21 protein-coding genes and 2 pseudogenes are annotated in these 24,708 nt (G+C 52.3%); 21 read left to right on the top strand and 2 right to left on the bottom strand.

Annotation, left to right across the window (positions count from 1 at the left end):
• Positions 1-18 precede the first annotated feature (18 nt).
• The 20 genes and pseudogenes from traC to traD all read left to right on the top strand — a co-directional run bounded on the left by traC (position 19) and on the right by traD (position 18,821).
• Positions 19-2,649, top strand: coding sequence for a type IV secretion system protein TraC (gene traC / locus A31E_RS21660; protein WP_016248292.1), 2,631 nt, complete (start codon positions 19-21; stop codon positions 2,647-2,649).
• Positions 2,646-3,032, top strand: coding sequence for a type-F conjugative transfer system protein TrbI (gene trbI, locus A31E_RS21665; protein ID WP_016233162.1), 387 nt, complete (start codon positions 2,646-2,648; stop codon positions 3,030-3,032). The genes traC and trbI overlap by 4 nt, the downstream gene beginning before the upstream one ends.
• On the top strand, positions 3,029-3,661 hold the full coding sequence (gene traW / locus A31E_RS21670) for a type-F conjugative transfer system protein TraW (RefSeq protein ID WP_016233161.1): 633 nt from the start codon (positions 3,029-3,031) through the stop codon (positions 3,659-3,661). Before trbI ends, traW begins: the two co-directional genes overlap by 4 nt.
• Positions 3,658-4,650, top strand: a complete 993-nt coding sequence (traU, locus tag A31E_RS21675) for a conjugal transfer pilus assembly protein TraU (RefSeq protein WP_001712363.1) — start codon at positions 3,658-3,660, stop codon at positions 4,648-4,650. Before traW ends, traU begins: the two co-directional genes overlap by 4 nt.
• A gap of 28 nt (positions 4,651-4,678) precedes the next feature.
• Positions 4,679-5,014: a hypothetical protein gene (locus tag A31E_RS21680; RefSeq protein ID WP_016233160.1), complete on the top strand. Its 336-nt coding sequence runs from the start codon at positions 4,679-4,681 to the stop codon at positions 5,012-5,014.
• Positions 5,007-5,459 carry a hypothetical protein gene (locus tag A31E_RS21685; protein WP_016233159.1) on the top strand — a complete coding sequence of 151 codons (453 nt, stop codon included), beginning with the start codon at positions 5,007-5,009 and terminating at the stop codon, positions 5,457-5,459. Before A31E_RS21680 ends, A31E_RS21685 begins: the two co-directional genes overlap by 8 nt.
• 27 nt (positions 5,460-5,486) lie before the next feature.
• Positions 5,487-6,125, top strand: a complete 639-nt coding sequence (gene trbC, locus A31E_RS21690) for a type-F conjugative transfer system pilin assembly protein TrbC (protein WP_016233158.1) — start codon at positions 5,487-5,489, stop codon at positions 6,123-6,125.
• On the top strand, positions 6,122-7,930 hold the full coding sequence (traN, locus tag A31E_RS21695) for a type-F conjugative transfer system mating-pair stabilization protein TraN (protein ID WP_016248291.1): 1,809 nt from the start codon (positions 6,122-6,124) through the stop codon (positions 7,928-7,930). The genes trbC and traN overlap by 4 nt, the downstream gene beginning before the upstream one ends.
• 18 nt (positions 7,931-7,948) lie before the next feature.
• Positions 7,949-8,014, top strand: a pseudogene (locus A31E_RS25560) (conjugal transfer protein TrbE); the annotation flags it as partial.
• Positions 8,007-8,750: a type-F conjugative transfer system pilin assembly protein TraF gene (traF, locus tag A31E_RS21700; RefSeq protein ID WP_016233156.1), complete on the top strand. Its 744-nt coding sequence runs from the start codon at positions 8,007-8,009 to the stop codon at positions 8,748-8,750. The pseudogene A31E_RS25560 and the gene traF, both read left to right, overlap by 8 nt.
• Before the next feature lie 13 nt (positions 8,751-8,763).
• Positions 8,764-9,129 (top strand): hypothetical protein, encoded by a 366-nt coding sequence (locus A31E_RS21705; RefSeq protein ID WP_000008454.1) that lies wholly within the window; start codon positions 8,764-8,766, stop codon positions 9,127-9,129.
• A 378-nt stretch (positions 9,130-9,507) separates the two neighbouring features.
• On the top strand, positions 9,508-9,789 hold the full coding sequence (traQ, locus tag A31E_RS21715; protein ID WP_016233155.1) for a type-F conjugative transfer system pilin chaperone TraQ: 282 nt from the start codon (positions 9,508-9,510) through the stop codon (positions 9,787-9,789).
• Complete coding sequence (gene trbB / locus A31E_RS21720) at positions 9,776-10,321, top strand: type-F conjugative transfer system pilin assembly thiol-disulfide isomerase TrbB (RefSeq protein ID WP_016233154.1); 546 nt, start codon at positions 9,776-9,778, stop codon at positions 10,319-10,321. The genes traQ and trbB overlap by 14 nt, the downstream gene beginning before the upstream one ends.
• Positions 10,311-10,625 (top strand): P-type conjugative transfer protein TrbJ, encoded by a 315-nt coding sequence (gene trbJ / locus A31E_RS23605; RefSeq protein WP_016233153.1) that lies wholly within the window; start codon positions 10,311-10,313, stop codon positions 10,623-10,625. Before trbB ends, trbJ begins: the two co-directional genes overlap by 11 nt.
• Positions 10,579-10,971 carry an F-type conjugal transfer protein TrbF gene (gene trbF, locus A31E_RS21725; RefSeq protein ID WP_016233152.1) on the top strand — a complete coding sequence of 131 codons (393 nt, stop codon included), beginning with the start codon at positions 10,579-10,581 and terminating at the stop codon, positions 10,969-10,971. The genes trbJ and trbF overlap by 47 nt, the downstream gene beginning before the upstream one ends.
• Positions 10,958-12,331 (top strand): conjugal transfer pilus assembly protein TraH, encoded by a 1,374-nt coding sequence (gene traH / locus A31E_RS21730; RefSeq protein WP_016233151.1) that lies wholly within the window; start codon positions 10,958-10,960, stop codon positions 12,329-12,331. Before trbF ends, traH begins: the two co-directional genes overlap by 14 nt.
• Positions 12,328-15,174, top strand: a complete 2,847-nt coding sequence (traG, locus tag A31E_RS21735; RefSeq protein ID WP_016248290.1) for a conjugal transfer mating-pair stabilization protein TraG — start codon at positions 12,328-12,330, stop codon at positions 15,172-15,174. The genes traH and traG overlap by 4 nt, the downstream gene beginning before the upstream one ends.
• Positions 15,171-15,680, top strand: a complete 510-nt coding sequence (gene traS, locus A31E_RS21740; RefSeq protein WP_016233149.1) for a conjugal transfer entry exclusion protein TraS — start codon at positions 15,171-15,173, stop codon at positions 15,678-15,680. Before traG ends, traS begins: the two co-directional genes overlap by 4 nt.
• 13 nt (positions 15,681-15,693) lie before the next feature.
• Positions 15,694-16,415: pseudogene (gene traT, locus A31E_RS0121905) on the top strand (conjugal transfer complement resistance protein TraT).
• A gap of 252 nt (positions 16,416-16,667) precedes the next feature.
• Positions 16,668-18,821, top strand: a complete 2,154-nt coding sequence (traD, locus tag A31E_RS21745; RefSeq protein WP_016233146.1) for a type IV conjugative transfer system coupling protein TraD — start codon at positions 16,668-16,670, stop codon at positions 18,819-18,821.
• A gap of 8 nt (positions 18,822-18,829) precedes the next feature.
• Here the strand turns inward: traD and A31E_RS21750 are convergent, their stop codons facing one another.
• Together A31E_RS21750 and vapB are read right to left on the bottom strand one after the other, a co-directional pair.
• Entirely contained in the window at positions 18,830-19,228 is a 399-nt protein-coding gene (locus tag A31E_RS21750; protein ID WP_001377646.1) for a type II toxin-antitoxin system tRNA(fMet)-specific endonuclease VapC, read from the bottom strand.
• A complete protein-coding gene (vapB, locus tag A31E_RS21755; protein WP_000450532.1) occupies positions 19,228-19,455 on the bottom strand; it encodes a toxin-antitoxin system antitoxin VapB in 228 nt (75 codons plus the stop codon). Before vapB ends, A31E_RS21750 begins: the two co-directional genes overlap by 1 nt.
• An 81-nt stretch (positions 19,456-19,536) precedes the next feature.
• On the opposite strand from vapB, the gene traI reads away from it, so the two are divergent.
• Positions 19,537-24,702, top strand: coding sequence for a conjugative transfer relaxase/helicase TraI (gene traI / locus A31E_RS21760; protein ID WP_016248289.1), 5,166 nt, complete (start codon positions 19,537-19,539; stop codon positions 24,700-24,702).
• Positions 24,703-24,708: the final 6 nt, after the last annotated feature.

Here is a 24,708-nt window from a genome sequence, read left to right as displayed (position 1 = left end):
GCACTAAGGAATACTCATATGAGTAATAACCCACTTGAGACCGTCACTCAGGCGGTTAATTCACTGCTGACTGCGCTTAAATTACCGGATGAATCCGCTCAGGCTAATCAGATCCTCGGTGAGATGAACTTCCCGCAGTTCAGCCGTCTGCTGCCGTATCGTGATTACAACCAGGAGTCCGGCCTGTTCATGAATGACACCACGATGGGCTTTATGCTGGAAGCCATTCCCATCAATGGTGCGAATGAGTCTATTGTGGAGGCGCTCGACCACATGCTGCGCACCAAACTGCCGCGCGGAGTGCCGTTCTGCATCCATCTGATGTCCAGCCAGCTTGTTGGTGACAGAATTGAATACGGGCTGCGTGAGTTCTCCTGGTCCGGTGAACAGGCTGAACAGTTTAACGCCATTACCCGTGCCTATTATATGAACGCGGCAGCGACACAGTTCCCGCTGCCGGAGGGGATGAATCTGCCCCTGACCCTGCGCCATTACCGGGTATTCTTCTCGTACTGTTCTCCCTCGAAGAAAAAAAGCCGGGCTGACATTCTGGAAATGGAAAACCTGGTGAAAATCATCCGGGCGTCGTTACAGGGGGCCAGTATCACCACACAGGCGGTGGATGCACAGGCCTTTATCGATATTGTCGGGGAGATGATTAACCATAACCCGGACTCCCTGTATCCGAAAAGACGTCAGCTGGACCCGTATTCTGATCTGAATTATCAGTGTGTGGAGGACAGTTTTGACCTGAAAGTCCGGGCTGATTACCTGACGCTGGGCCTGCGTGAGAACGGCAGGAACAGCACGGCCCGCATCCTGAATTTCCATCTGGCCCGTAACCCGGAAATCGCCTTCCTGTGGAACATGGCCGACAACTACAGCAATCTGCTGAACCCGGAACTGTCCATCTCCTGTCCGTTTATCCTGACGCTGACTCTGGTGGTGGAAGACCAGGTGAAAACCCACAGCGAAGCCAACCTGAAGTACATGGACCTGGAGAAAAAGTCGAAGACCTCCTATGCCAAATGGTTTCCGTCCGTGGAGAAAGAGGCGAAGGAGTGGGGGGAACTGCGTCAGCGGCTGGGCTCCGGTCAGTCCTCCGTGGTGTCCTACTTCCTCAACATCACAGCCTTCTGCAAGGACAATAATGAAACGGCGCTGGAAGTGGAGCAGGACATCCTGAACAGCTTCCGAAAAAACGGTTTTGAGCTGATTTCACCGCGCTTTAACCACATGCGCAATTTCCTGACCTGCCTGCCCTTTATGGCCGGGAAAGGGCTGTTTAAACAGCTGAAAGAGGCCGGTGTGGTTCAGCGCGCAGAGAGCTTTAATGTGGCCAACCTGATGCCATTAGTGGCGGATAACCCCCTGACACCGGCAGGTCTGCTGGCACCCACCTACCGTAACCAGCTGGCGTTTATCGATATTTTCTTCCGGGGGATGAATAACACCAACTACAACATGGCGGTCTGTGGCACCTCCGGGGCCGGTAAAACCGGACTGATACAGCCCCTTATCCGCAGCGTGCTGGACTCCGGGGGCTTTGCCGTGGTGTTCGACATGGGGGATGGCTACAAGTCCCTGTGTGAGAACATGGGCGGGGTGTATCTGGACGGTGAAACCCTGCGTTTTAACCCGTTTGCGAACATCACCGATATTGACCAGTCAGCGGAGCGTGTCCGTGACCAGTTGTCGGTGATGGCCAGCCCCAACGGTAACCTGGATGAAGTGCATGAAGGTCTGCTGCTGCAGGCGGTCAGGGCCTCCTGGCTGGCTAAAAAGAACAGAGCGCGCATCGATGATGTGGTGGATTTCCTGAAAAACGCCCGTGATAACGACCAGTATGTCGAGTCACCGACCATCCGCAGCCGTCTGGATGAAATGATTGTCCTGCTGGATCAATATACCGCCGGCGGCACTTACGGCCGGTATTTTAACTCCGATGAGCCGTCCCTGCGGGATGATGCGAAAATGGTGGTGCTGGAGCTGGGCGGACTGGAAGACCGTCCGTCACTGCTGGTTGCGGTGATGTTCAGCCTCATTATTTACATCGAGAACAGGATGTACCGCACGCCGCGTAACCTCAAAAAACTGAACGTCATTGATGAGGGATGGCGTCTGCTGGACTTCAAAAATCACAAGGTCGGTGAGTTTATTGAGAAAGGTTACCGTACCGCCCGCCGTCATACCGGTGCCTATATCACCATCACACAGAACATCGTCGACTTTGACTCTGACAAGGCCTCCAGTGCTGCCCGCGCGGCATGGGGTAACTCCTCCTACAAAATTATCCTCAAACAGAGTGCGAAGGAGTTCGCGAAATACAACCAGCTGTATCCGGACCAGTTCCTGCCACTGCAGCGTGACATGATTGGTAAGTTCGGTGCGGCCAGAGATCAGTGGTTCAGTTCCTTCCTGCTGCAGGTGGAAAACCATTCCTCCTGGCACCGTCTGTTTGTGGACCCGTTAAGCCGCGCCATGTACAGCTCTGACGGCCCGGATTTTGAGTTTGTGCAGCAGAAGCGTAAAGAGGGGCTGAGTATTCATGAGGCGGTGTGGCAGCTGGCGTGGAAGAAGTCAGGGCCGGAGATGGCTTCGCTGGAAGCCTGGCTGGAAGAACATGAGAAATACAGGAGTGTTGCATGACCACAACGCAAAAAACGACTGACGTTACAGCCCCCCGACGCAGCCACTGGTGGTGGACGCTGCCGGGATGCCTGGCAATGGTGTTACTGAACGCAGCCGTCAGTTACGGCATTGTCAGACTGAACGCACCGGTGACTGTCGCCTTCAACATGAAACAGACCGTGGATGCGTTTTTTGACAGCGCCAGTCAGAAACAACTGTCAGAAGCACAGTCAAAAGCCCTTTCAGCGCGTTTTAACACGGCACTGGAAGCCAGCCTGCAGGCGTGGCAGCAGAAACACCACGCGGTCATTCTGGTGTCGCCTGCCGTGGTACAGGGAGCACCGGATATCACCCGGGAAATCCAGCAGGATATTGCCCGGCGAATGAGGGCGGAACCATGAGATGCCGGGGGCTGATTGCCCTGCTGATATGGGGGCAGAGTGTGGTCGCCGCCGATCTTGGCACCTGGGGCGATCTGTGGCCGGTAAAGGAGCCGGACATGCTGACGGTGATCATGCAGCGCCTGACGGCACTGGAGCAGTCCGGTGAGATGGGCCGGAAAATGGATGCCTTTAAGGAGCGGGTGATCCGTAACAGCCTGCGGCCCCCTGCCGTGCCCGGTATCGGACGCACGGAGAAATACGGCAGCCGGTTGTTTGACCCGTCCGTCAGACTGGCTGCGGATATCCGGGATAACGAAGGGCGGGTGTTTGCCCGTCAGGGTGAAGTGATGAATCCGCTGCAGTATGTTCCTTTTAACCAGACGCTGTATTTCATCAATGGCGATGATCCGGCGCAGGTGGCCTGGATGAAACGCCAGACGCCGCCCACACTGGAGAGCAAAATTATCCTGGTGCAGGGAAGTATCCCGGAGATGCAGAAAGCGCTGGACAGCCGTATTTACTTTGACCAGAACGGTGTGCTCTGCCAGCGTCTCGGCATCGATCAGGTCCCGGCACGGGTGAGCGCCGTTCCCGGCGATCGCTTCCTGAAGGTGGAATTTATACCGGCAGAGGAGGGCAGAAAATGAAGCGAAGCCTGTGGCTGCTGATGTTATTCCTTCTCGCCGGTCATGTCCCTGCAGCGTCTGCGGATTCTGCCTGTGAGGGGCGTTTTGTAAACCCGATCACGGATATCTGCTGGAGCTGTATTTTCCCGCTCTCGCTGGGCAGTATCAAAGTCAGTCAGGGTAAGGTCCCCGACACGGCGAACCCGTCGATGCCCATTCAGATTTGTCCGGCACCGCCGCCGCTGTTCAGGCGTATCGGGCTGGCCATTGGTTACTGGGAGCCGATGGCGCTGACGGACGTCACCCGATCACCGGGATGCATGGTGAACCTGGGCTTCAGCCTGCCGGCTTTTGGTAAAACGGCACAGGGAACGGCGAAAAAGGATGAGAAGCAGGTGAACGGGGCGTTCTATCACGTTCACTGGTACAAATACCCGCTGACGTACTGGCTTAACATCATCACATCGCTGGGCTGTCTGGAAGGTGGTGACCTGGATATTGCTTATCTTTCTGAAATTGACCCCACCTGGACGGACAGCAGCCTGACCACCATTCTCAATCCGGAAGCCGTCATCTTTGCCAATCCGATAGCCCAGGGGGCCTGTGCTGCAGATGCCATTGCCAGCGCCTTTAATATGCCCATCGATGCTCTGTTCTGGTGTGCCGGTTCGCAGGGAAGTATGTACCCGTTTAATGGCTGGGTGAGTAATGAGTCCAGTCCGTTGCAGTCTTCCCTGCTGGTCAGTGAACGCATGGCATTCAAGCTGCACCGTCAGGGCATGATTATGGAAACCATCGGGAAAAATAACGCCGTCTGTAATGAATATCCGTCCCCAATCCTGCCCAAAGAACGCTGGCGTTATCAGATGGTGAATATGTATCCGGACAGCGGACAGTGCCACCCGTTCGGGCGCAGCGTGACCCGCTGGGAAACCGGGAAAAATCCGCCCAACACAAAGAAAAACTTCGGCTACCTGATGTGGCGTAAACGTAACTGTGTCTTCCTGTAAATCGAGTTAACAAATGAGAGGAATATCTATGAAAATTGAGATGATGAAAAATAAATACATACATAATTTTATAAATGTATATTATGTCCTTATCCATCTGATAAATGAAACGTTAAAATGGTTTCCTTTTAATCTGGTAATGGTGTCTGTGATATTATTTTATTTTGCTCCTGATGGCATTCTCGGTGAAAATATTCATGAATGGCAAAAAACAGATATATCAGGGAAAATATTTCTCATTCGATTATATCTGGAGGTTACTTTTGTATGTGTTTTTGCTGTTGTGTTTTTAAAATATTTGTATTTTAACGTATTCATTCAGGATAAGTGTGTAAGCAAAAACAGAGGAGGATGTAATGAGTAATAATATAAAATATGGTTCCAGAATACTTGATATGGGTGTTCTGCTGGAGATGAAAGCGCTTGTGAATGCAAATGGTGGTGTGTCACGGTGCATTATGGAGTGCCGGCAGCTTGCCTGTGAGGTCCGTCATTCGCAACAATTACTGGATAAGCTGTCATGTATTGACGACTGGCTGTGCCGGTTTTCCTCAATAATGTATCACCGTTTTGATAAAGAACAGATTCAGTGGCGGGAGGAGGTGGACAGGGATTATCCCAGAGAAAAGGTTTATATTTTCAGTCCCGATAATGTCTCCGTCCATAATAATGATGTTAAAGACTCTGCCAATAATACATCAGGAATAACCGTATCGGTTACAGCCAGTAAAATATGTGCAGGTCAGAAAGAATTTGATGCTTTTTTAAAACTGGCAGAAAAACTGAGAGAAAACCCTACGGGTAATTAAATTGTAATAATGCCATCAGGATATATCATGAACTGGAAAATATTTGCGCTTTTTGCCCTGACTGCAGGGATGCATATCACTGTTCATGCCTCAGAAAATGTGAACACACCTGAAAACCGCCAGTTCCTGAAGCAGCAGGAAAATTTAAGCAGACAACTGCGTGAAAAACCTGACCATCAGCTGAAAGCCTGGGCGGAGCAACAGGTGCTGGAAAACCCCCTTCAGCGTTCAGATAACCATTTCCTGGATGAGCTGGTTCGTAAACAGCAGGCTTCACAGGACGGGAAACCCCGGCAGGGTGCCCTGTATTTTGTGTCGTTTTCCATTCCCGAAGAGGGGCTGAAACGGATGCTGGGCGAAACCCGGCACTACGGTATTCCGGCCACACTGCGGGGCATGGTGAATAATGACCTGAAGACCACCGCTGAAGCCGTGTTGTCCCTGGTGAAAGACGGCGCGACAGATGGTGTTCAGATCGACCCGACGCTGTTTTCACAGTACGGCATTCGCAGTGTACCGGCACTGGTGGTGTTCTGCCGTCAGGGATACGACATCATCCGGGGAAACCTGCGGGTTGGCCAGGCGCTGGAGAAAGTGGCCGCCACGGGTGACTGCCGGCAGGTGGCTCATGATTTACTGGCAGGGAAAGGAGATTCCGGGAAATGAAACGTATTTTACCTCTGATACTGGCTCTGGTTGCCGGCATGGCACAGGCTGACAGCAACAGTGATTACCGGGCCGACTCTGATTTTGCTCACCAGATCAAAGGACAGGGAAGCAGCAGTATTCAGGGCTTTAAGCCACAGGAGAGTATCCCCGGCTATAACGCGAATCCGGACGAGACAAAATATTACGGTGGCGTGACTGCCGGCGGGGATGGCGGCCTGAAAAATGACGGCACCACGGAATGGGCGACCGGTGAAACCGGAAAAACCATTACAGAGTCATTCATGAACAAGCCGAAAGACATTCTTTCACCGGATGCACCGTTTATCCAGACCGGCAGGGATGTGGTGAACCGGGCTGACAGCATTGTGGGAAACACCGGGCAGCAGTGCAGTGCGCAGGAGATTAGCCGGAGTGAATACACGAATTACACCTGTGAGCGGGATTTACAGGTGGAGCAGTACTGCACACGAACTGCCCGTATGGAGCTGCAGGGGAGTACCACATGGGAAACCCGGACGCTGGAGTATGAAATGAGTCAGCTACCTGCACGTGAAGTGAATGGTCAGTATGTTGTCTCCATTACCTCTCCCGTTACCGGTGAAATTGTCGATGCGCATTACAGCTGGAGTCGTACTTACCTGCAGAAGAGTGTACCTATGACAATTACAGTACTGGGAACCCCACTGAGCTGGAATGCCAAATACTCAGCAGATGCCTCATTTACACCAGTACAGAAAACACTGACTGCCGGTGTGGCTTTTACGTCATCTCACCCCGTCCGGGTCGGGAATACAAAATTCAAACGTCATACGGCAATGAAGCTGCGTCTGGTTGTCAGGGTAAAAAAAGCCTCGTACACCCCGTATGTTGTCTGGTCTGAAAGCTGCCCGTTCAGCAAGGAGCTGGGGAAACTGACAAAAACAGAATGTACGGAGGCTGGCGGGAACAGGACGCTGGTGAAAGACGGTCAGTCATACAGCATGTACCAGAGCTGCTGGGCATACCGGGACACGTATGTCACGCAGTCAGCAGACAAGGGAACCTGTCAGACCTACACCGACAATCCTGCCTGTATCCTGGCGTCGCACCAGTGTGCCTTTTACTCCGAAGAAGGTGCCTGTCTGCATGAATATGCCACGTACTCCTGCGAGTCAAAAACATCCGGAAAGGTCATGATTTGTGGTGGTGACGTCTTCTGTCTCGATGGCGAATGCGATAAGGCTCAGAGCGGGCAGAGTAATGATTTTGCCGAAGCTGTTTCTCAACTGGCAGCACTGGCCGCTGCAGGTAAGGATGTTGCGGCGCTGAACGGGGTGGATGTCCGTGCTTTCACCGGTCAGGCGAAATTTTGTAAGAAGGCTGCAGCCGGATACAGCAACTGCTGTAAGGACAGCGGCTGGGGACAGGATATCGGGCTGGCTAAATGCAGCAGTGATGAAAAAGCCCTGGCTAAAGCAAAATCAAACAAACTGACCGTCAGCGTCGGAGAATTCTGTTCGAAGAAAGTGCTGGGAGTCTGTCTGGAGAAAAAACGCAGCTACTGTCAGTTTGATTCTAAACTGGCGCAGATAGTCCAGCAGCAGGGGCGCAACGGTCAGTTGCGTATCAGTTTTGGCAGTGCGAAGCATCCTGACTGCCGGGGAATTACGGTTGATGAGCTGCAGAAAATTCAGTTCGACAGACTGGATTTCACTAACTTTTACGAAGACCTGATGAATAACCAGAAAATCCCGGACAGTGGCGTTCTGACGGAGAAAGTGAAAGAACAGATTGCTGACCAGCTGAAACAGGCAGGACAGTAAGGTATGGAAAATAACCGTTCTGCCCTGACTGACCTGCAGAAACCTGATGAAAGAAAAAGTGATGAAAGGAATGAAGATGAATAAAGCATTACTGCCACTGTTACTCTGCTGCTTTATTTTTCCGGCGTCAGGGAAAGATGCAGGCTGGCAGTGGTATAACGAGAAAATAAATCCGAAGGAAAAAGAAAATCAACCCGCACCTGCAGCCCCCCGTCAGGAACCGGATATTATGCAGAAACTGGCCGTGCTGCAGACGGCAACAAAGCGGGCGCTGTATGAAGCCATTCTGTATCCCGGCGTGGATAATTTTGTGAAATATTTCCGGCTGCAGAATTACTGGACTCAGCAGGCCGGGCTTTTCACCATGAGCGCCAAAAAAGCCATGCTGGCGCATCCCGAACTGGACTATAACCTGCAGTACAGCCATTACAACGGCACGGTCCGGAACCAGCTGGCGGCAGACCAGGCGCAGCAGCGACAGGCCATTGCGAAACTGGCTGAACACTACGGCATCATGTTTTTTTACCGGGGTCAGGACCCCATCGACGGGCAGCTGGCGCAGGTCATTAATGGCTTCAGGGATACGTATGGTCTGAGTGTTATTCCCGTTTCCGTGGATGACGTAATTAATCCGCTGTTGCCGGATTCCCGGACTGACCGGGGGCAGGCGCAGCGCCTCGGCGTGAAATATTTCCCGGCCATGATGCTGGTTGACCCGAAACAGGGCAGTGTTCGTCCGTTATCATACGGCTTTATTTCGCAGGATGACCTGGCAAAACAGTTCCTGAACGTTTCTGAAGACTTTAAACCGAATTTTTAAAGAGGTCGTTTAAATGAGTTTTATTTCTTTATGGCCTTTATTGCTGGCCCAGGTGACAGTCATGTCACTGACAGTGATTTTCCTTGCTGCTGACAGGCGTTTTTTTTCATGGGACTGTTTTGTTGTTTGCACCCTGTCCATGATGATGGCAGAAGGTATTGTTATTATGAAATATGAACTGTGGCATATCCCTCCTGCCCTGCTGGGTCTGGCAGGAGTGTTGTCATGGTTGCTGCTGCTACTCCATACAGGATATTTTTCAGGCATATCAGAAGGAGTGCATAAGCGTTTGTGGCTCGCTGTTGCCGCAGTGTTTTCTGGTGCGGGAATGATTATATTCTACTGGTTGCTCCATGCATCAGAAAACATAATAAAATAACGAATAGTTAATGCGAGAATAAGACACATCCAGAGAATAAATATTATAAGTGCGAGTTTTGCCCTTCTTATTCGTAACGCGGACAAGTAATTTATTACAGAGAGGAGCATCCAGAGTTCAATGCATATTATTATTAATATAAAAACAGAGAGCATGATAATTGATGGACTGTTCTTTTGTACCATATAGTCCGGTGAAATGTTTATCAGTAAGACAATGGCAACATTGCCTAACATTGTTTCCCGGATAATGTCTCTGATAGCTTCCAGTGTTTTTCTGTCAAAAAATAAACTCATAGTATTAAATCCGTGATAATTAACATAACTGTGTCTGATTGATGAAATCAGCAATATACTGAATAATAATGGTGTTTTAAATATGAGAAAATATAAATTCTCTTTACCCCGGCTTGATATTACGGGTATGTGGGTATTTTCCCTGGGTGTCTGGTTTCATATCGTCGCCCGTCTTGTTCACAGCAAACCCTGGATGGCTTTTTTTCTGGCGGAGCTGATTGCGGCCATCCTTGTGCTGTTCGGCGCATACCAGGTGCTGGATGCATGGATTGCCCGTGTCAGCCGGGAAGAGCGTGAGGCACTGGAAGCCAGGCAACAGGTCATGATGGAAGGGCAGCAGGAGGGCGGACATGTCTCTCACTAAATTACTGTCGGTTATTCTGTTGATGATGGCCACAGGTGTGCAGGCCTCCACCCGGGATGAAATTGAACGACTCTGGAATCCGCAGGGTATGGCTGCGCAGCCTGCACAACCGGCAGCAGACACGCCAGCCAGGACAGAAAAGCCGGCCCCCCGCTGGTTCCGCCTCAGCAACGGCAGGCAGGTTAACCTGGCCGACTGGAAGGTGGTGCTGTTTATGCAGGGGCATTGCCCTTACTGTCACCAGTTTGACCCGGTACTGAAACAGCTGGCGCAGCAGTACGGCTTTTCCGTTTTTCCCTACACCCTGGATGGTCAGGGGGATACCGCCTTTCCGGAAGCATTACCGGTGCCACCGGACGTGATGCAGACCTTCTTCCCGAATATCCCGGTGGCCACACCGACCACCTTCCTGGTCAACGTCAACACGCTTGAGGCATTACCGCTTTTACAGGGGGCAACGGATGCCGCCGGTTTTATGGCGCGGATGGATACCGTTCTGCAGATGTACGGAGGGAAAAAAGGTGCGAAATAAGCAGGTGGTGTTACTCATTGCCGGAATATCCGGCATCGCGACGGGAATAATCGTCAGCCTGAATATCCCCTTTATCCGTCAGGGGCTTTTTTATCCCGCCAGCCCTGTAGAAATTGTCGTTTCGCTGTGCCTTACCTTTTCTGTTTCTGTTGTGTTTTTTGTGGGGGCAATTGTGGGATGGATTTCGGTGTCTGAAATATATTACAGCCGCATGACCAGTCTGAATGAATCATCAGTAATATCAGAGGAAACTTATAATGACAGAAAACAAAAAGAATCAGGAATTCAAAATCAGAAAAATTAGACGGAATATTGAGTATAGTTTCAGAGGTTCTGACAGATATTTTGATTTGTTTATTGTTTTCCTTGTTACCGGAATTGTTTTATGGGCAGTTATGCACGTTATTTTCGATGTCTGTATTGATTCGTGGAAAGCTGACCCTGAGTTAAATAACTTACGTTATATGTGGAACATCCTGATGTATGCCATTCCGTGTACGTTATGGGCGCTGGCATCCGGTTTTTTTGTTGCAGGTTATCTGCTGCCTTTATGTGCATTATCAGGCAGAAATATCATGATATTCCTGCTGAGACGCCGTATGCGCCGGGAGAACACATTAAGGGAGGGCAGCAATAATGTTTCGCATTAAGCCTCTTTTTATTCTTTGTGCCGCCTTACTGACGGTGACGCCTGCAGCGTCAGCGGATGTGAACAGCGACATGAATCAGTTCTTTAACAAGCTGGGCTTCGCCTCCAATACCACACAGCCGGGCGTCTGGCAGGGGCAGGCTGCCGGCTATGCTTACGGCGGCTCCCTGTATGCCCGTACTCAGGTCAAAAATGTTCAGCTGATTTCCATGACGCTGCCGGATATCAATGCCGGATGTGGCGGCATCGACGCCTACCTCGGTTCGTTCAGTTTTATTAATGGCGAGCAGTTGCAGCGTTTTGTTAAGCAGATTATGAGCAATGCTGCCGGTTACTTTTTTGACCTTGCCCTGCAGACAACGGTGCCGGAAATCAAAACCGCAAAAGACTTCCTGCAGAAAATGGCAAGCGACATTAACAGTATGAACCTCAGTTCCTGCCAGGCTGCACAGGGGATTATCGGCGGGCTTTTCCCCCGGACGCAGGTGTCCCAGCAGAAAGTCTGTCAGGACATTGCCGGTGAGAGCAATATTTTTGCTGACTGGGCGGCTTCCCGGCAGGGATGTACCGTTGGCGGAAAATCTGACAGCGTCAGGGATAAAGCCAGCGACAAGGATAAGGAGCGGGTGACCAAAAACATCAACATCATGTGGAATGCCCTTTCCAAAAACAGAATGTTTGACGGCAACAAAGAGCTGAAAGAGTTTGTGATGACGCTGACCGGCTCACTGGTGTTTGGTCCCAACGGCGAAATCACACCGCTGTCGGCCAGAACCACTGACCGCTCAATTATCCGGGCCATGATGGAAGGCGGCACAGCAAAAATTTATCACTGCAACGACTCTGACAAATGCCTGAAAGTGGTGGCAGACACACCGGTGACCATCAGCCGGGATAATGCACTGAAATCTCAGATTACTAAACTTCTGGCCAGCATTCAGAACAAGGCGGTCAGTGACACGCCTCTGGATGACAAGGAAAAAGGCTTTATTTCCAGTACCACCATCCCCGTCTTCAAATACCTGGTTGACCCGCAGATGCTCGGTGTTTCCAACAGCATGATTTACCAGTTGACGGACTATATCGGTTACGACATCCTGCTGCAGTACATTCAGGAGCTGATACAGCAGGCCCGGGCGATGGTGGCCACGGGAAATTATGACGAAGCGGTTATCGGGCATATTAACGACAACATGAATGATGCCACCCGGCAGATTGCGGCGTTTCAGTCACAGGTGCAGGTACAGCAGGATGCGCTGCTGGTTGTCGATCGTCAGATGAGCTACATGCGTCAGCAGCTTTCCGCCCGCATGCTCAGTCGTTACCAGAACAACTATCACTTCGGAGGGAGCACGCTGTGAATGAAGTTTATGTGATTGCCGGTGGTGAGTGGTTGCGGAATAACCTGAACGCCATTGCCGCCTTTATGGGAACCAGGACGTGGGATTCCATTGAAAAAATTGCGCTCACATTGTCTGTTCTCGCGGTGGCCGTGATGTGGGTACAGCGGCACAACGTGATGGATTTACTGGGCTGGGTGGCCGTGTTTGTGCTTATCAGCCTGCTGGTTAATGTCCGCACATCGGTGCAGATTATTGATAACAGTGACCTGGTCCAGGTTCACCGGGTGGATAATGTGCCGGTCGGACTGGCGATGCCACTTTCACTGACGACCCGTATCGGGCATGCAATGGTGGCCGGCTATGAGATGGTGTTCGCTCAGCCGGACAGCGCCACCTACAGCAAAACAGGTATGCTGTTCGGGGCGAACCTGATTGTGAAAAGCACCGATTTCCTGTCCCGGAATCCGGAAATCATCAATCTGTTTCAGGACTACGTCCAGAACTGCGTGCTGGGTGATATTTACCTGAACCACAAATACACGCTGGAAGACCTGATGGCCTCCTCTGACCCGTACACCATAATCTTTTCTCAGCCCAGCCCTTTACGTCAGGTGCCGAATAATAATTACAGTTTTCTGCACAGCTCAGAGCCGTTTGTGTCCTGTAAGGACGCCTCCGTCGGACTGAAGGATAAGCTGAATTTTGATACGAATACCGGAGGCAAGACCTGGCATTATTATGTGCAGCAGATATTTGGCGGCAGACCGGACCCTGACCTGTTATTCAGACAACTGATGAGTGACAGTTACAGTTATTTCTACGGCTCCAGCCAGTCTGCCAGCCAGATTATGCGCCAGAACGTCACCATGAATGCCCTGAAAGAGGGGATCACCAGTAATGCGGCCCGCAATGGTGACACCGCCAGCCTGGTCAGTCTGGCCACCACCTCATCGATGGAGAAACAGCGTCTGGCGCATGTAGCCATTGGTCATGTGCTGATGCGAAACCTGCCGATGGTGCAGACCATTCTGGTGGGCATTACCATCGGTATCTTCCCGCTTCTGGTACTGGCAGCTGTCTTCAACAAACTGACGCTGTCTGTACTGAGAGGCTATGTGTTTGCCCTGATGTGGTTCCAGACCTGGCCGTTGCTGTATGCCATTCTGAACAGTGCCATGACATTCTATGCGAAGCAGAATGGGGCTCCGGTCGTGCTCTCTGAACTCTCTCAGATACAGCTGAAATACTCCGACCTGGCTGCCACTGCCGGATATATCTCTGCCATGATACCTCCGTTGTCATGGATGATGGTAAAAGGCCTTGGCGCAGGTTTTTCCAGCGTGTACAGCCACTTCGCCTCTTCATCTATCAGCCCGACTGCCAGTGCGGCAGGCAGTGTGGTTGACGGTAATTACTCCTATGGCAACATGCAGACGGAAAACGTGAACGGCTTCAGCTGGAGCACCAACAGCACCACGTCGTTTGGTCAGATGATGTACCAGACCGGCAGTGGCGCAACTGCCACACAGACCCGTGACGGTAATATGGTGATGGATGCAAGCGGAGCGATGTCCCGGTTACCGGTTGGTATCAATGCAACGCGTCAGATTGCGGCGGCGCAACAGGAAATGGCCCGGGAGGCGTCGAACAGAGCCGAAAGCGCCCTGCATGGTTTCAGCAGCAGTATTGCCAGTGCCTGGAACACGCTCAGTCAGTTTGGTTCTAACCGGGGGAGCAGTGATTCTGTCACCGGTGGTGCTGACAGCACGATGAGTGCTCAGGACTCCATGATGGCCAGCCGTATGCGCAGTGCAGTGGAAAGCTATGCGAAGGCGCATAATATCAGTAATGAGCAGGCGACTCAGGAACTGGCATCAACAAGTACCAGGCTATCTGGTGGAATGTATGCTGATGCTCATGCTGAATGGGGGGTTAAACCTAAAATTCTTGGTGTTGGTGGTGGGGTAGGCATCAGAGGTGGATTTAAGGGGAGCCTGGATGCAACGGATGATGACTCACATTCAGCAAGTAGTGGCAGCAGGGCTACCCATGATGCTCGCCATGATATCGATGCTAAAGCCAGTAAGGACTTTAAAGAGGCCAGCGATTACTTTACCAGTCGCAAAGTCAGTGAATCCGGCAGCCATACTGACAATAATGCCGATTCCCGCGTGGACCAGTTGTCTGCAGCCCTGAACTCAGCAAAACAGAGTTACGACCAGTACACGACGAATATGACCCGCAGCCATGAATATGCTGAAATGGCATCCCGTACTGAAAGCATGAGTGGGCAGATGAGTGAAGATCTGTCGCAACAGTTTGCACAGTATGTGATGAAACACGCGCCGCAGGATGCAGAAGCTATTCTGACAAACACCAGTTCACCGGAGATTGCAGAACGCCGTCGGGCGATGGCATGGTCTTTTGTTCAGGAACAGGTGCAGCCTGGTGTTGATAATGCCTGGCGTGAATCCCGTGGGGATATTGGTAAAGGAATGGAGAGCGTACCTTCGGGTGGTGGCAGCCAGGATATTATTGCTGACCATCAGGGGCATCAGGCCATTATTGATCAAAGAACGCAGGACAGTAATATCCGTAATGATGTAAAACATCAGGTTGATAATATGGTCACAGAATATAAAGGGAATATCGGAGATACTCAGAATAGTATTCATGGCGAAGAAAATATTGTAGACAGACAATATTCAGAGTTAAAAAATAATCACAAACAGGAAGAAATTCAACAAAACAACAGATATAATGAAGAAAATAAACGACAGAAATTAATGCCAACACCGTCTGAAGATGCGTTAAAACAGATGGTGGATGATAAGAAAGAACGATTGAAGGGGCCATTATGATCACTCACTATGATATAAAAATGGAGATGCAAAAACTAAAGGAGGTCCTCTCTGTAGAGGGTGTTAATATCCCATCATTATTACAAGTCATAAAGCCGGGAACTTATGTGTTTTTATGGGTTTTATTATGGCCAACTTTTCTGCGTTTAGTATCGGTTAAAAGTGATGTCAGGGATGTTGGCTTTGATATATGTGCTAGTGGAATGATGGGGTTCCTGCTTTTTGTGGCTATTACAAATGGAATGATGTTATACCTTGCTATTCCTGATAGTTTCAGAAAAGATTCAAAAATAATAAATTTTATGTATTCTAAGAGTAAGACATATATTTTGTTGTTTTTGATTGTTTTTTCTATGGTTTCGTTTATGCATTCTATCTTATATGTTTTTGCACTAATGATTACATTCATATTATTTTTCTTGGTGTATACCATAGATATAAATCGTTATAATCTCTCAGCTATAGCCTCAGTAATAGGACTGTTCAAAAAAAAGTCTGTTAGTTAAAAGGATATTTTGGATGAAAATAAAAAAATTGATGATGGTTGCACTGGTCAGTTCCACTCTGACCCTTTCAGGGTGCGATGAGCACAGCAATCAAGAAGCGTAACCTTGAGGTGAAGACTCAGATTAGTGAGACCATCTGGCTTGAACCCGCCAGCGAACGCACGGTATTTCTGCAGATCAAAAACACGTCTGATAAAGACATGAGTGGGCTGCAGGGCAAAATTGCTGATGCTGTGAAAGCGGTATCAGGTGGTGACTTCTCCGGATAAAGCCTACTACTGGATTCAGGCGAATGTGCTGAAGGCCGATAAGATGGATCTGCGGGAGTCTCAGGGATGGCTGAACCGTGGTTATGAAGGCGCAGCAGTTGGTGCAGCGTTAGGTGCCGGTATCACCGGATATAATTCCAGTTCTGCCGGTGCCACACTCGGTGTGGGCCTTGCTGCCGGTCTGGTGGGTATGGCTGCAGATGCGATGGTGGAAGATGTGAACTATACCATGATCACGGATGTGCAGATTGCAGAGCGTACTAAGGCAACGGTGACAACGGATAATGTTGCCGCCCTGCGTCAGGGCACATCAGGTGCGAAAATTCAGACCAGTACTGAAACAGGTAACCAGCATAAATACCAGACCCGTGTGGTCTCAAATGCGAACAAGGTTAATCTGAAATTTGAAGAGGCGAAGCCTGTTCTCGAAGACCAGTTGGCCAAATCAATTGCAAATATTCTCTGATTATCTTCCGGAGGCTGGTCTGACCGGCTTCCTGACTGACGCCTCGCTTTGCTCGTTGTCCAACCCCGGAAAGAAATAAAATAAATTTTATTTCTTTCCGGCGTTTCCGAAATAAATATGAAAACACTGAGCGGTTGTGCAAATTCTTTGTGCGACCGTGAAGTGTTGCCGGCGAAGCCGGAATTTAACGGTTATTAATCTTTTCATCATTAATAATCAGTCCGACTGACTTTTTTTCTTCGGAATATCATCATGAGTTTTAACGCAAAGGATATGACCCAGGGCGGTCAGATTGCGTCCATGCGTATCCGCATGTTCAGCCAGATCGCCAATATCATGCTTTACTGCCTGTTTATTTTTTTCTGGATACTCGTAGGTCTGTTTTTATGGGTAAAAATAAGCTGGCAGACGTTTGTGAACGGCTGTATTTACTGGTGGTGTACCACGCTGGAAGGCATGCGGGATTTAATCAAGTCCCAGCCGGTCTATGAGATCCAGTATTACGGCAAAACCTTCCGGATGAACGCTGCTCAGGTACTGCATGATAAATATATGATCTGGTGCGGAGAGCAGCTATGGTCCGCATTCGTTCTGGCTACAGTTGTGGCACTGGTTATTTGCCTGATCACCTTCTTTGTTGTCTCCTGGATTCTGGGGCGTCAGGGTAAACAACAGAGCGAAAATGAAGTCACAGGTGGTCGTCAACTGACAGACAATCCGAAAGACGTTGCCCGGATGCTGAAAAAAGACGGCAAGGACTCCGATATCCGGATTGGCGACCTGCCGATTATCCGGGATTCCGAAATCCAGAACTTCTGTCTGCACGGCACGGTTGGGGCCGGTAAGTCGGAGGTTATCCGTCGTCTGGCCAACTACGCCCGTCAGCGTGGTGATATGGTGGTGATTTATGACCGTTCAGGGGAATTTGTTAAAAGTTACTATGATCCCTCCATCGATAAAATCCTGAATCCGCTGGATGCACGCTGTGCCGCCTGGGATTTGTGGAAGGAGTGCCTGACACAGCCGGATTTTGATAATACGGCAAATACCCTGATCCCGATGGGTACAAAAGAGGACCCGTTCTGGCAGGGTTCAGGACGTACCATTTTTGCGGAAGCGGCGTACCTGATGCGCAATGACCCCAACCGCAGCTACAGCAAACTGGTGGACACACTGCTTTCCATCAAAATTGAAAAACTGCGTACCTTCCTGCGTAACTCACCGGCGGCCAACCTGGTGGAAGAGAAAATCGAGAAAACGGCGATTTCCATCCGTGCTGTGCTGACCAACTACGTGAAAGCCATCCGTTACCTGCAGGGGATTGAGCATAACGGTGAGCCTTTTACCATCCGTGACTGGATGCGTGGTGTCCGGGAAGATCAGAAAAACGGCTGGCTGTTTATCTCGTCGAATGCCGACACCCATGCCTCCCTGAAGCCGGTGATCTCCATGTGGCTGTCCATTGCCATTCGTGGTCTGCTGGCAATGGGAGAAAACCGTAACCGTCGTGTGTGGTTTTTCTGTGATGAATTACCCACGTTACACAAACTGCCGGACCTGGTGGAGATCCTGCCGGAAGCCCGTAAGTTCGGTGGCTGTTATGTGTTTGGTATCCAGTCCTATGCCCAACTGGAAGATATCTACGGTGAGAAAGCGGCAGCCACGCTGTTTGATGTGCTGAATACCCGTGCTTTTTTCCGATCCCCGAGCCATCAGATTGCAGAGTTTGCTGCCGGTGAAATTGGTGAGAAAGAGCACCTGAAAGCCAGTCTGCAGTATTCCTACGGTGCTGACCCCGTGCGTGACGGGATATCGACCGGTAAGGATATGGAGCGTCAGACGCTGGTCAGTTATTCCGACATTCAGTCTCTGCCGGATCTGACCTGCTATGTCACCCTACCCGGACCGTATCCGGCAGTAAAACTCTCCCTGAAATATCAGACACGACCGAAGGTCGCTCCGGAGTTTATTCCGCGTGACATCAACCCGGAAATGGAGAATCGCCTGAGTGCTGTGCTTGCCGCAAGAGAAGCAGAAGGTCGCCAGATGGCTAGCCTCTTCGAACCGGATGTCCCGGAGGTTGTTTCCGGAGAAGACGTGGTTCAGGTTGAACAGCCACAACAGCCAGTGTCTTCGGTCATCAATGATAAGAAGTCAGATGCAGGTATGAATGTTCCGGCAGGGGGGATCGAGCAGGAGCTGAAAATGAAACCGGAAGAAGAGATGGAACAGCAACTGCCACCCGGGATCAGTGAAACCGGTGAAGTGGTGGATATGGCCGCTTATGAGGCATGGCAACAGGAAAATCATCCGGACACCCAGCAGCAGATGCAGCGTCGTGAAGAGGTGAACATCAATGTGCACCGGGAGCGCGGGGAGGATGTTGAGCCGGGAGATGATTTCTGATGAACAGGTCAGCTCCAGTCTTCAATTCTCAGGCCGCCCACACGTTCAAATTCCCGGGTGTTATTAGTCACAATAATCAGCCCCCGACTGCGGGCATGACCTGCGATCATTTGATCAAATGGCCCGACAGGGCGTCCCTGACGGGCAAGTTCTGCTCTTATCTGGCCAGTGTGTGTGGCTGCAGCAGCGTCGTAATCCAGAACATCAATGCGGGAAACAAATCCCTCGATCACAGCGAGATTACGTTCAGGCATCTGGCTTTTTTCTGCACCATATATCAGCTCCATCAGGGTGACCGAACTGATACACATTCTCCCCTGGTTCAGGTTAAAACGGTCCCTGACACGGGCGGGTTTGTTCTTTATCGTAAAAATGCAGATGTTGGTATCGAGCATAAACTTCAGCATCAGAATGACTCCCTTTCCTGCATACCGGGCTGTTCCCTGTTATCCATAAAATCGGCGCTGACGCTGTTTCCGTCGAACCATTCGTCCCATGTCTCTCCGGCTGGCGTAATGATTCTGGTTCGTCCGACAGCAATCACTTCAACGCGTTTTACGTTTTCCGGCAATGCAACCGCTTTTGGCAGTCTGACCGCCTGGCTGCGGTTGCTGAGAAATACGGTGGTTTCCATTATTTGCCTCCTTATGTGGATATGTCTTGTGTATATCCATTGTGGGATTGATACCGGGATATGTCAAAGGGATATACGTTTATGATGAGTATCGCGCAGGTCAGATCGGCCGGAAGTGCCGCTAACTATTATACCGACAAGGATAATTACTATGTGCTGGGCAGCATGGGAGAACGCTGGGCCGGCAGGGGGGCTGAACAGCTGGGGCTGCAGGGCCGCGTCGATAAGGATGTTTTTACCCGTCTTCTGGAGGGGAAGCTGCCGGACGGAGCGGATTTAAGCCGCATGCAGGATGGCAGTAATAAGCATCGTCCCGGCTACGACCTGACCTTCTCCGCTCCCAAAAGTGTCTCCGTGATGGCCATGTTAGGCGGTGATAAACGTCTTATTGATGCACATAACCAGGCCGTGGATTTTGCTGTCCGTCAGGTGGAGGCGCTGGCTTCCACACGGGTTATGACGGACGGACAGTCAGAAACGGTGCTGACCGGTAATCTGGTGATGGCGCTTTTTAATCACGACACCAGTCGCGATCAGGAACCACAGTTACACACGCATGCGGTGGTGGCCAATGTTACACAGCATAACGGCGAGTGGAAGACACTGAGCAGTGACAAAGTGGGAAAAACAGGGTTCATTGAGAATGTGTACGCTAATCAGATTGCCTTTGGCAGACTCTACCGGGAAAAGCTGAAAGAGCAGGTTGAGGCGCTGGGCTATGAAACCGAAGTGGTCGGTAAGCACGGGATGTGGGAGATGCCGGGCGTACCGGTGGAGGCCTTTTCCAGTCGTTCGCAGGCTATCAGGGAGGCCGTCGGGGAAGACGCCTCGCTGAAATCCCGGGATGTGGCAGCACTGGATACGCGAAAATCCAAACAGCACGTCGATCCTGAAATCAAAATGACCGAGTGGATGCAGACGCTGAAGGAAACCGGGTTCGATATCCGGGCATATCGTGACGCGGCGGAGCAACGGGCAGAGACCCGCACGCAGGCGCCCGGGGCTGTTTCACTGAAGGGACCGGATGTGCAGCAGGCGGTGACACAGGCCATTGCCGGATTAAGTGAACGAAAAGTGCAGTTCACGTATACGGACGTGCTGGCCAGAACAATCGGCATACTGCCGCCGGAAGAGGGCGTGATTGAGCGGGCATGCGCTGGTATTGATGAGGCCATCAGCCGTGAGCAACTCATCCCCCTTGACCGTGAGAAGGGGCTGTTCACGTCCTGGATTCATGTGCTCGATGAACTGTCAGTCCGGGCACTCAGTCGCGATATCATGAAACAGAACCGGGTAACCGTACATCCGGAGAAAAGTGTTTCCCGGACTGCCGGTTACAGCGATGCGGTCAGTGTTCTGGCACAGGATCGTCCGCCACTGGCTATTGTGTCAGGGCAGGGTGGCGCAGCCGGGCAGCGTGAGCGGGTGGCTGAACTGGCAATGATGGCCCGGGAGCAGGGGCGGGAGGTGCAGATTATCGCTGCTGACCGTCGCTCACAGATGAACCTGAAGCAGGATGAATGGCTGTCCGGTGAACTGATAACCGGGCGTCGTCAGTTGCTGGAAGGCATGGCCTTCACACCAGGCAGTACAGTTATTGTCGACCAGGGTGAAAAACTCTCCCTGAAAGAGACGTTAACCCTGCTGGACGGTGCCGCACGTCATAACGTACAGATCCTGATAACCGACAGCGGGCAGCGAACCGGTACAGGCAGTGCGCTGATGGCCATGAAGGATGCCGGGGTGAACATATATCGCTGGCAGGGCGGAGAGCAGCGACCGGCAACCATCATCAGTGAACCGGACCGTAATGTCCGCTATGCCCGGCTGACCGGGGATTTTGCGGCCAGCGTGAAAGCCGGAGAAGAGAGCGTGGCACAGGTCAGCGGGGTACGGGAACAGGCCATTCTGACACAGGCCATTCGCAGTGAGCTGAAAACACAGGGCGTGCTCGGACACCCGGAAGTAACCATGACCGCCCTGTCACCGGTCTGGCTGGACAGCCGGAGCCGTTATCTGCGGGATATGTACCGCCCGGGGATGGTGATGGAGCAGTGGAACCCGGAGACACGCAGTCATGACCGCTATGTTATCGACCGGGTGACGGCGCAGAGTCACAGCCTGACCCTGCGGAATGCACAGGGTGAAACGCAGGTGGTGCGTATTTCCTCGCTGGACAGCAGCTGGTCGCTGTTCCGGCTGGAAAAAATGCTGGTGGCAGACGGCGAGCGTCTGAGGGTGACGGGAAAAATCCCCGGACTCCGCGTCTCCGGCGGTGACCGCCTGCAGGTGGCATCCGTCAGTGAGGATGCGATGACGGTTGTTGTGCCGGGACGGGCTGAACCGGCCACCCTGCCTGTGGGGGATTCACCGTTCACGGCACTGAAGCTGGAGAACGGCTGGGTGGAAACACCCGGGCATTCCGTCAGTGACAGTGCGACGGTTTTTGCCTCCGTCACACAGATGGCAATGGACAATGCCACCCTGAACGGTCTGGCCCGCAGTGGTCGTGATGTCCGGCTGTATTCCTCACTGGATGAAACCCGTACTGCGGAAAAACTTGCCCGCCATCCGTCCTTTACGGTGGTTTCTGAGCAGATAAAGACGCGGGCCGGTGAGGCATCGCTGGAAACGGCTATCAGTCATCAGAAGTCCGCACTTCACACGCCGGCACAGCAGGCCATTCATCTTGCCCTTCCGGTGGTGGAAAGTAAAAACCTGGCCTTCAGCCATGTGGACCTACTGACAGAGGCAAAGTCGTTTGCTGCAGAAGGAACCAGTTTTGCTGACCTGGGGCGGGAAATCAATGCGCAGATAAAACGGGGCGATTTACTGCATGTGGATGTGGCAAAAGGTTATGGCACAGACCTGCTGGTTTCCCGTGCGTCGTATGAGGCTGAAAAAAGCATTCTTCGCCATATTCTCGAAGGTAAGGAGGCGGTCACGCCGCTGATGGAGAGAGTACCTGGCGAACTCATGGAGAAACTGACATCAGGACAGCGCGCCGCCACCCGCATGATACTGGAAACGTCCGACCGTTTCACGGTGGTGCAGGGCTATGCCGGTGTGGGTAAGACCACACAGTTCCGGGCGGTGATGTCAGCCGTGAACATGCTGCCGGCGAGTGAGCGTCCCCGTGTCGTTGGGCTGGGTCCCACGCACCGTGCGGTCGGGGAGATGCGCAGCGCAGGCGTGGATGCACAGACACTGGCGTCCTTTCTGCATGACACGCAGCTGCAGCAGCGCAGCGGAGAAACGCCGGATTTCAGCAACACGCTGTTCCTGCTCGATGAGAGCTCAATGGTGGGCAATACCGACATGGCACGGGCATACGCCCTGATTGCGGCCGGTGGTGGTCGTGCCGTGGCCAGCGGTGACACGGACCAGCTGCAGGCCATCGCGCCCGGTCAGTCTTTCCGTCTCCAGCAGACGCGCAGTGCTGCCGATGTGGCCATCATGAAGGAGATTGTGCGTCAGACGCCGGAACTGCGGGAGGCGGTATACAGCCTGATTAACCGGGATGTGGAAAGGGCACTGTCCGGGCTTGAGAGTGTGAAACCGTCTCAGGTGCCACGTCAGGAGGGCGCATGGGCACCGGAACACTCTGTGACGGAGTTCAGTCACAGCCAGGAAGCGAAACTGGCAGAAGCGCAGCAGAAGGCGATGCTGAAAGGCGAGGCTTTCCCGGATGTCCCCATGACACTGTATGAAGCCATTGTCCGCGACTATACCGGCAGGACACCGGAAGCACGGGAGCAGACGCTGATTGTTACGCACCTGAATGAAGACAGGCGCGTGCTGAACAGCATGATTCATGATGCACGGGAAAAGGCCGGTGAGCTGGGAAAAGAGCAGGTCATGGTGCCTGTCCTGAACACAGCGAATATACGCGACGGGGAGTTGCGTCGTCTCTCCACCTGGGAGACACATCGGGACGCACTTGTCCTGGTGGATAATGTGTATCACCGGATTGCCGGTATCAGTAAGGGTGACGGGCTGATAACCCTGCAGGATGCGGAAGGTAACACGCGGCTGATTTCGCCCCGGGAGGCGGTGGCTGAAGGTGTCACACTGTACACCCCGGACACCATCCGGGTGGGGACCGGTGACCGGATGCGCTTCACGAAGAGTGACCGGGAGCGCGGCTATGTGGCCAACAGCGTCTGGACGGTGACGGCGGTTTCCGGTGACAGTGTCACGCTTTCTGACGGACTGCAGACCCGGGTGATTCGCCCCGGTCAGGAGCAGGCAGAACAACATATTGATTTGGCCTATGCCATCACTGCCCACGGTGCACAGGGGGCGAGTGAAACCTTTGCCATCGCGCTTGAAGGCACGGAAGGTGGCCGGAAACAGATGGCCGGCTTTGAGTCAGCCTACGTTGCCCTGTCGCGTATGAAGCAGCATGTGCAGGTGTACACTGATGACCGTCAGGGCTGGACGGATGCCATCAACAATGCCGTACAGAAAGGGACTGCCCACGATGTGCTGGAGCCGAAAGCTGACCGGGAGGTCATGAATGCAGAGCGGCTGTTCAGTACGGCTCGGGAACTGCGGGACGTGGCGGCAGGGCGTGCCGTTCTCCGTCAGGCGGGACTTGCCGGGGGAGACAGTCCTGCACGGTTTATTGCACCAGGGCGCAAATATCCGCAGCCGTATGTGGCACTGCCGGCTTTTGACCGTAACGGCAAATCAGCAGGTATCTGGCTGAACCCGCTGACCACGGATGACGGAAACGGGCTGCGGGGATTCAGCGGTGAAGGCCGGGTGAAAGGCAGCGGAGATGCGCAGTTCGTGGCCCTGCAGGGCAGCCGTAACGGAGAGAGCCTGCTGGCTGATAATATGCAGGATGGTGTCCGGATTGCCCGTGATAATCCTGACAGCGGTGTGGTGGTGAGAATTGTCGGTGAAGGTCGCCCGTGGAATCCCGGTGCCATCACCGGCGGTCGCGTGTGGGGGGATATCCCGGACAACAGTGTCCAGCCGGGTGCCGGAAACGGTGAGCCGGTCACGGCAGAGGTACTGGCACAGCGGCAGGCTGAAGAGGCTATCCGCCGTGAAACGGAACGCCGTGCGGATGAAATTGTCCGTAAAATGGCAGAGAACAAACCTGACCTGCCGGATGGCAAAACAGAGCAGGCTGTCAGGGAGATTGCCCGGGAAAACCTGCTGCAGGAGCGACTGCAGCAGATGGAGCGGGATATGGTTCGTGACCTGCAGAAAGAGAAAACCCTGGGTGGAGACTGATACAGG

It is taken from the genome of Escherichia sp. KTE159 (assembly GCF_000408805.1).
GTDB classification, from domain to species: Bacteria; Pseudomonadota; Gammaproteobacteria; order Enterobacterales; family Enterobacteriaceae; genus Escherichia; species Escherichia marmotae.
The sequence above is the reverse complement of the archived record's forward strand: the minus strand, read 5'-3'. Positions and strand labels throughout refer to the sequence as shown.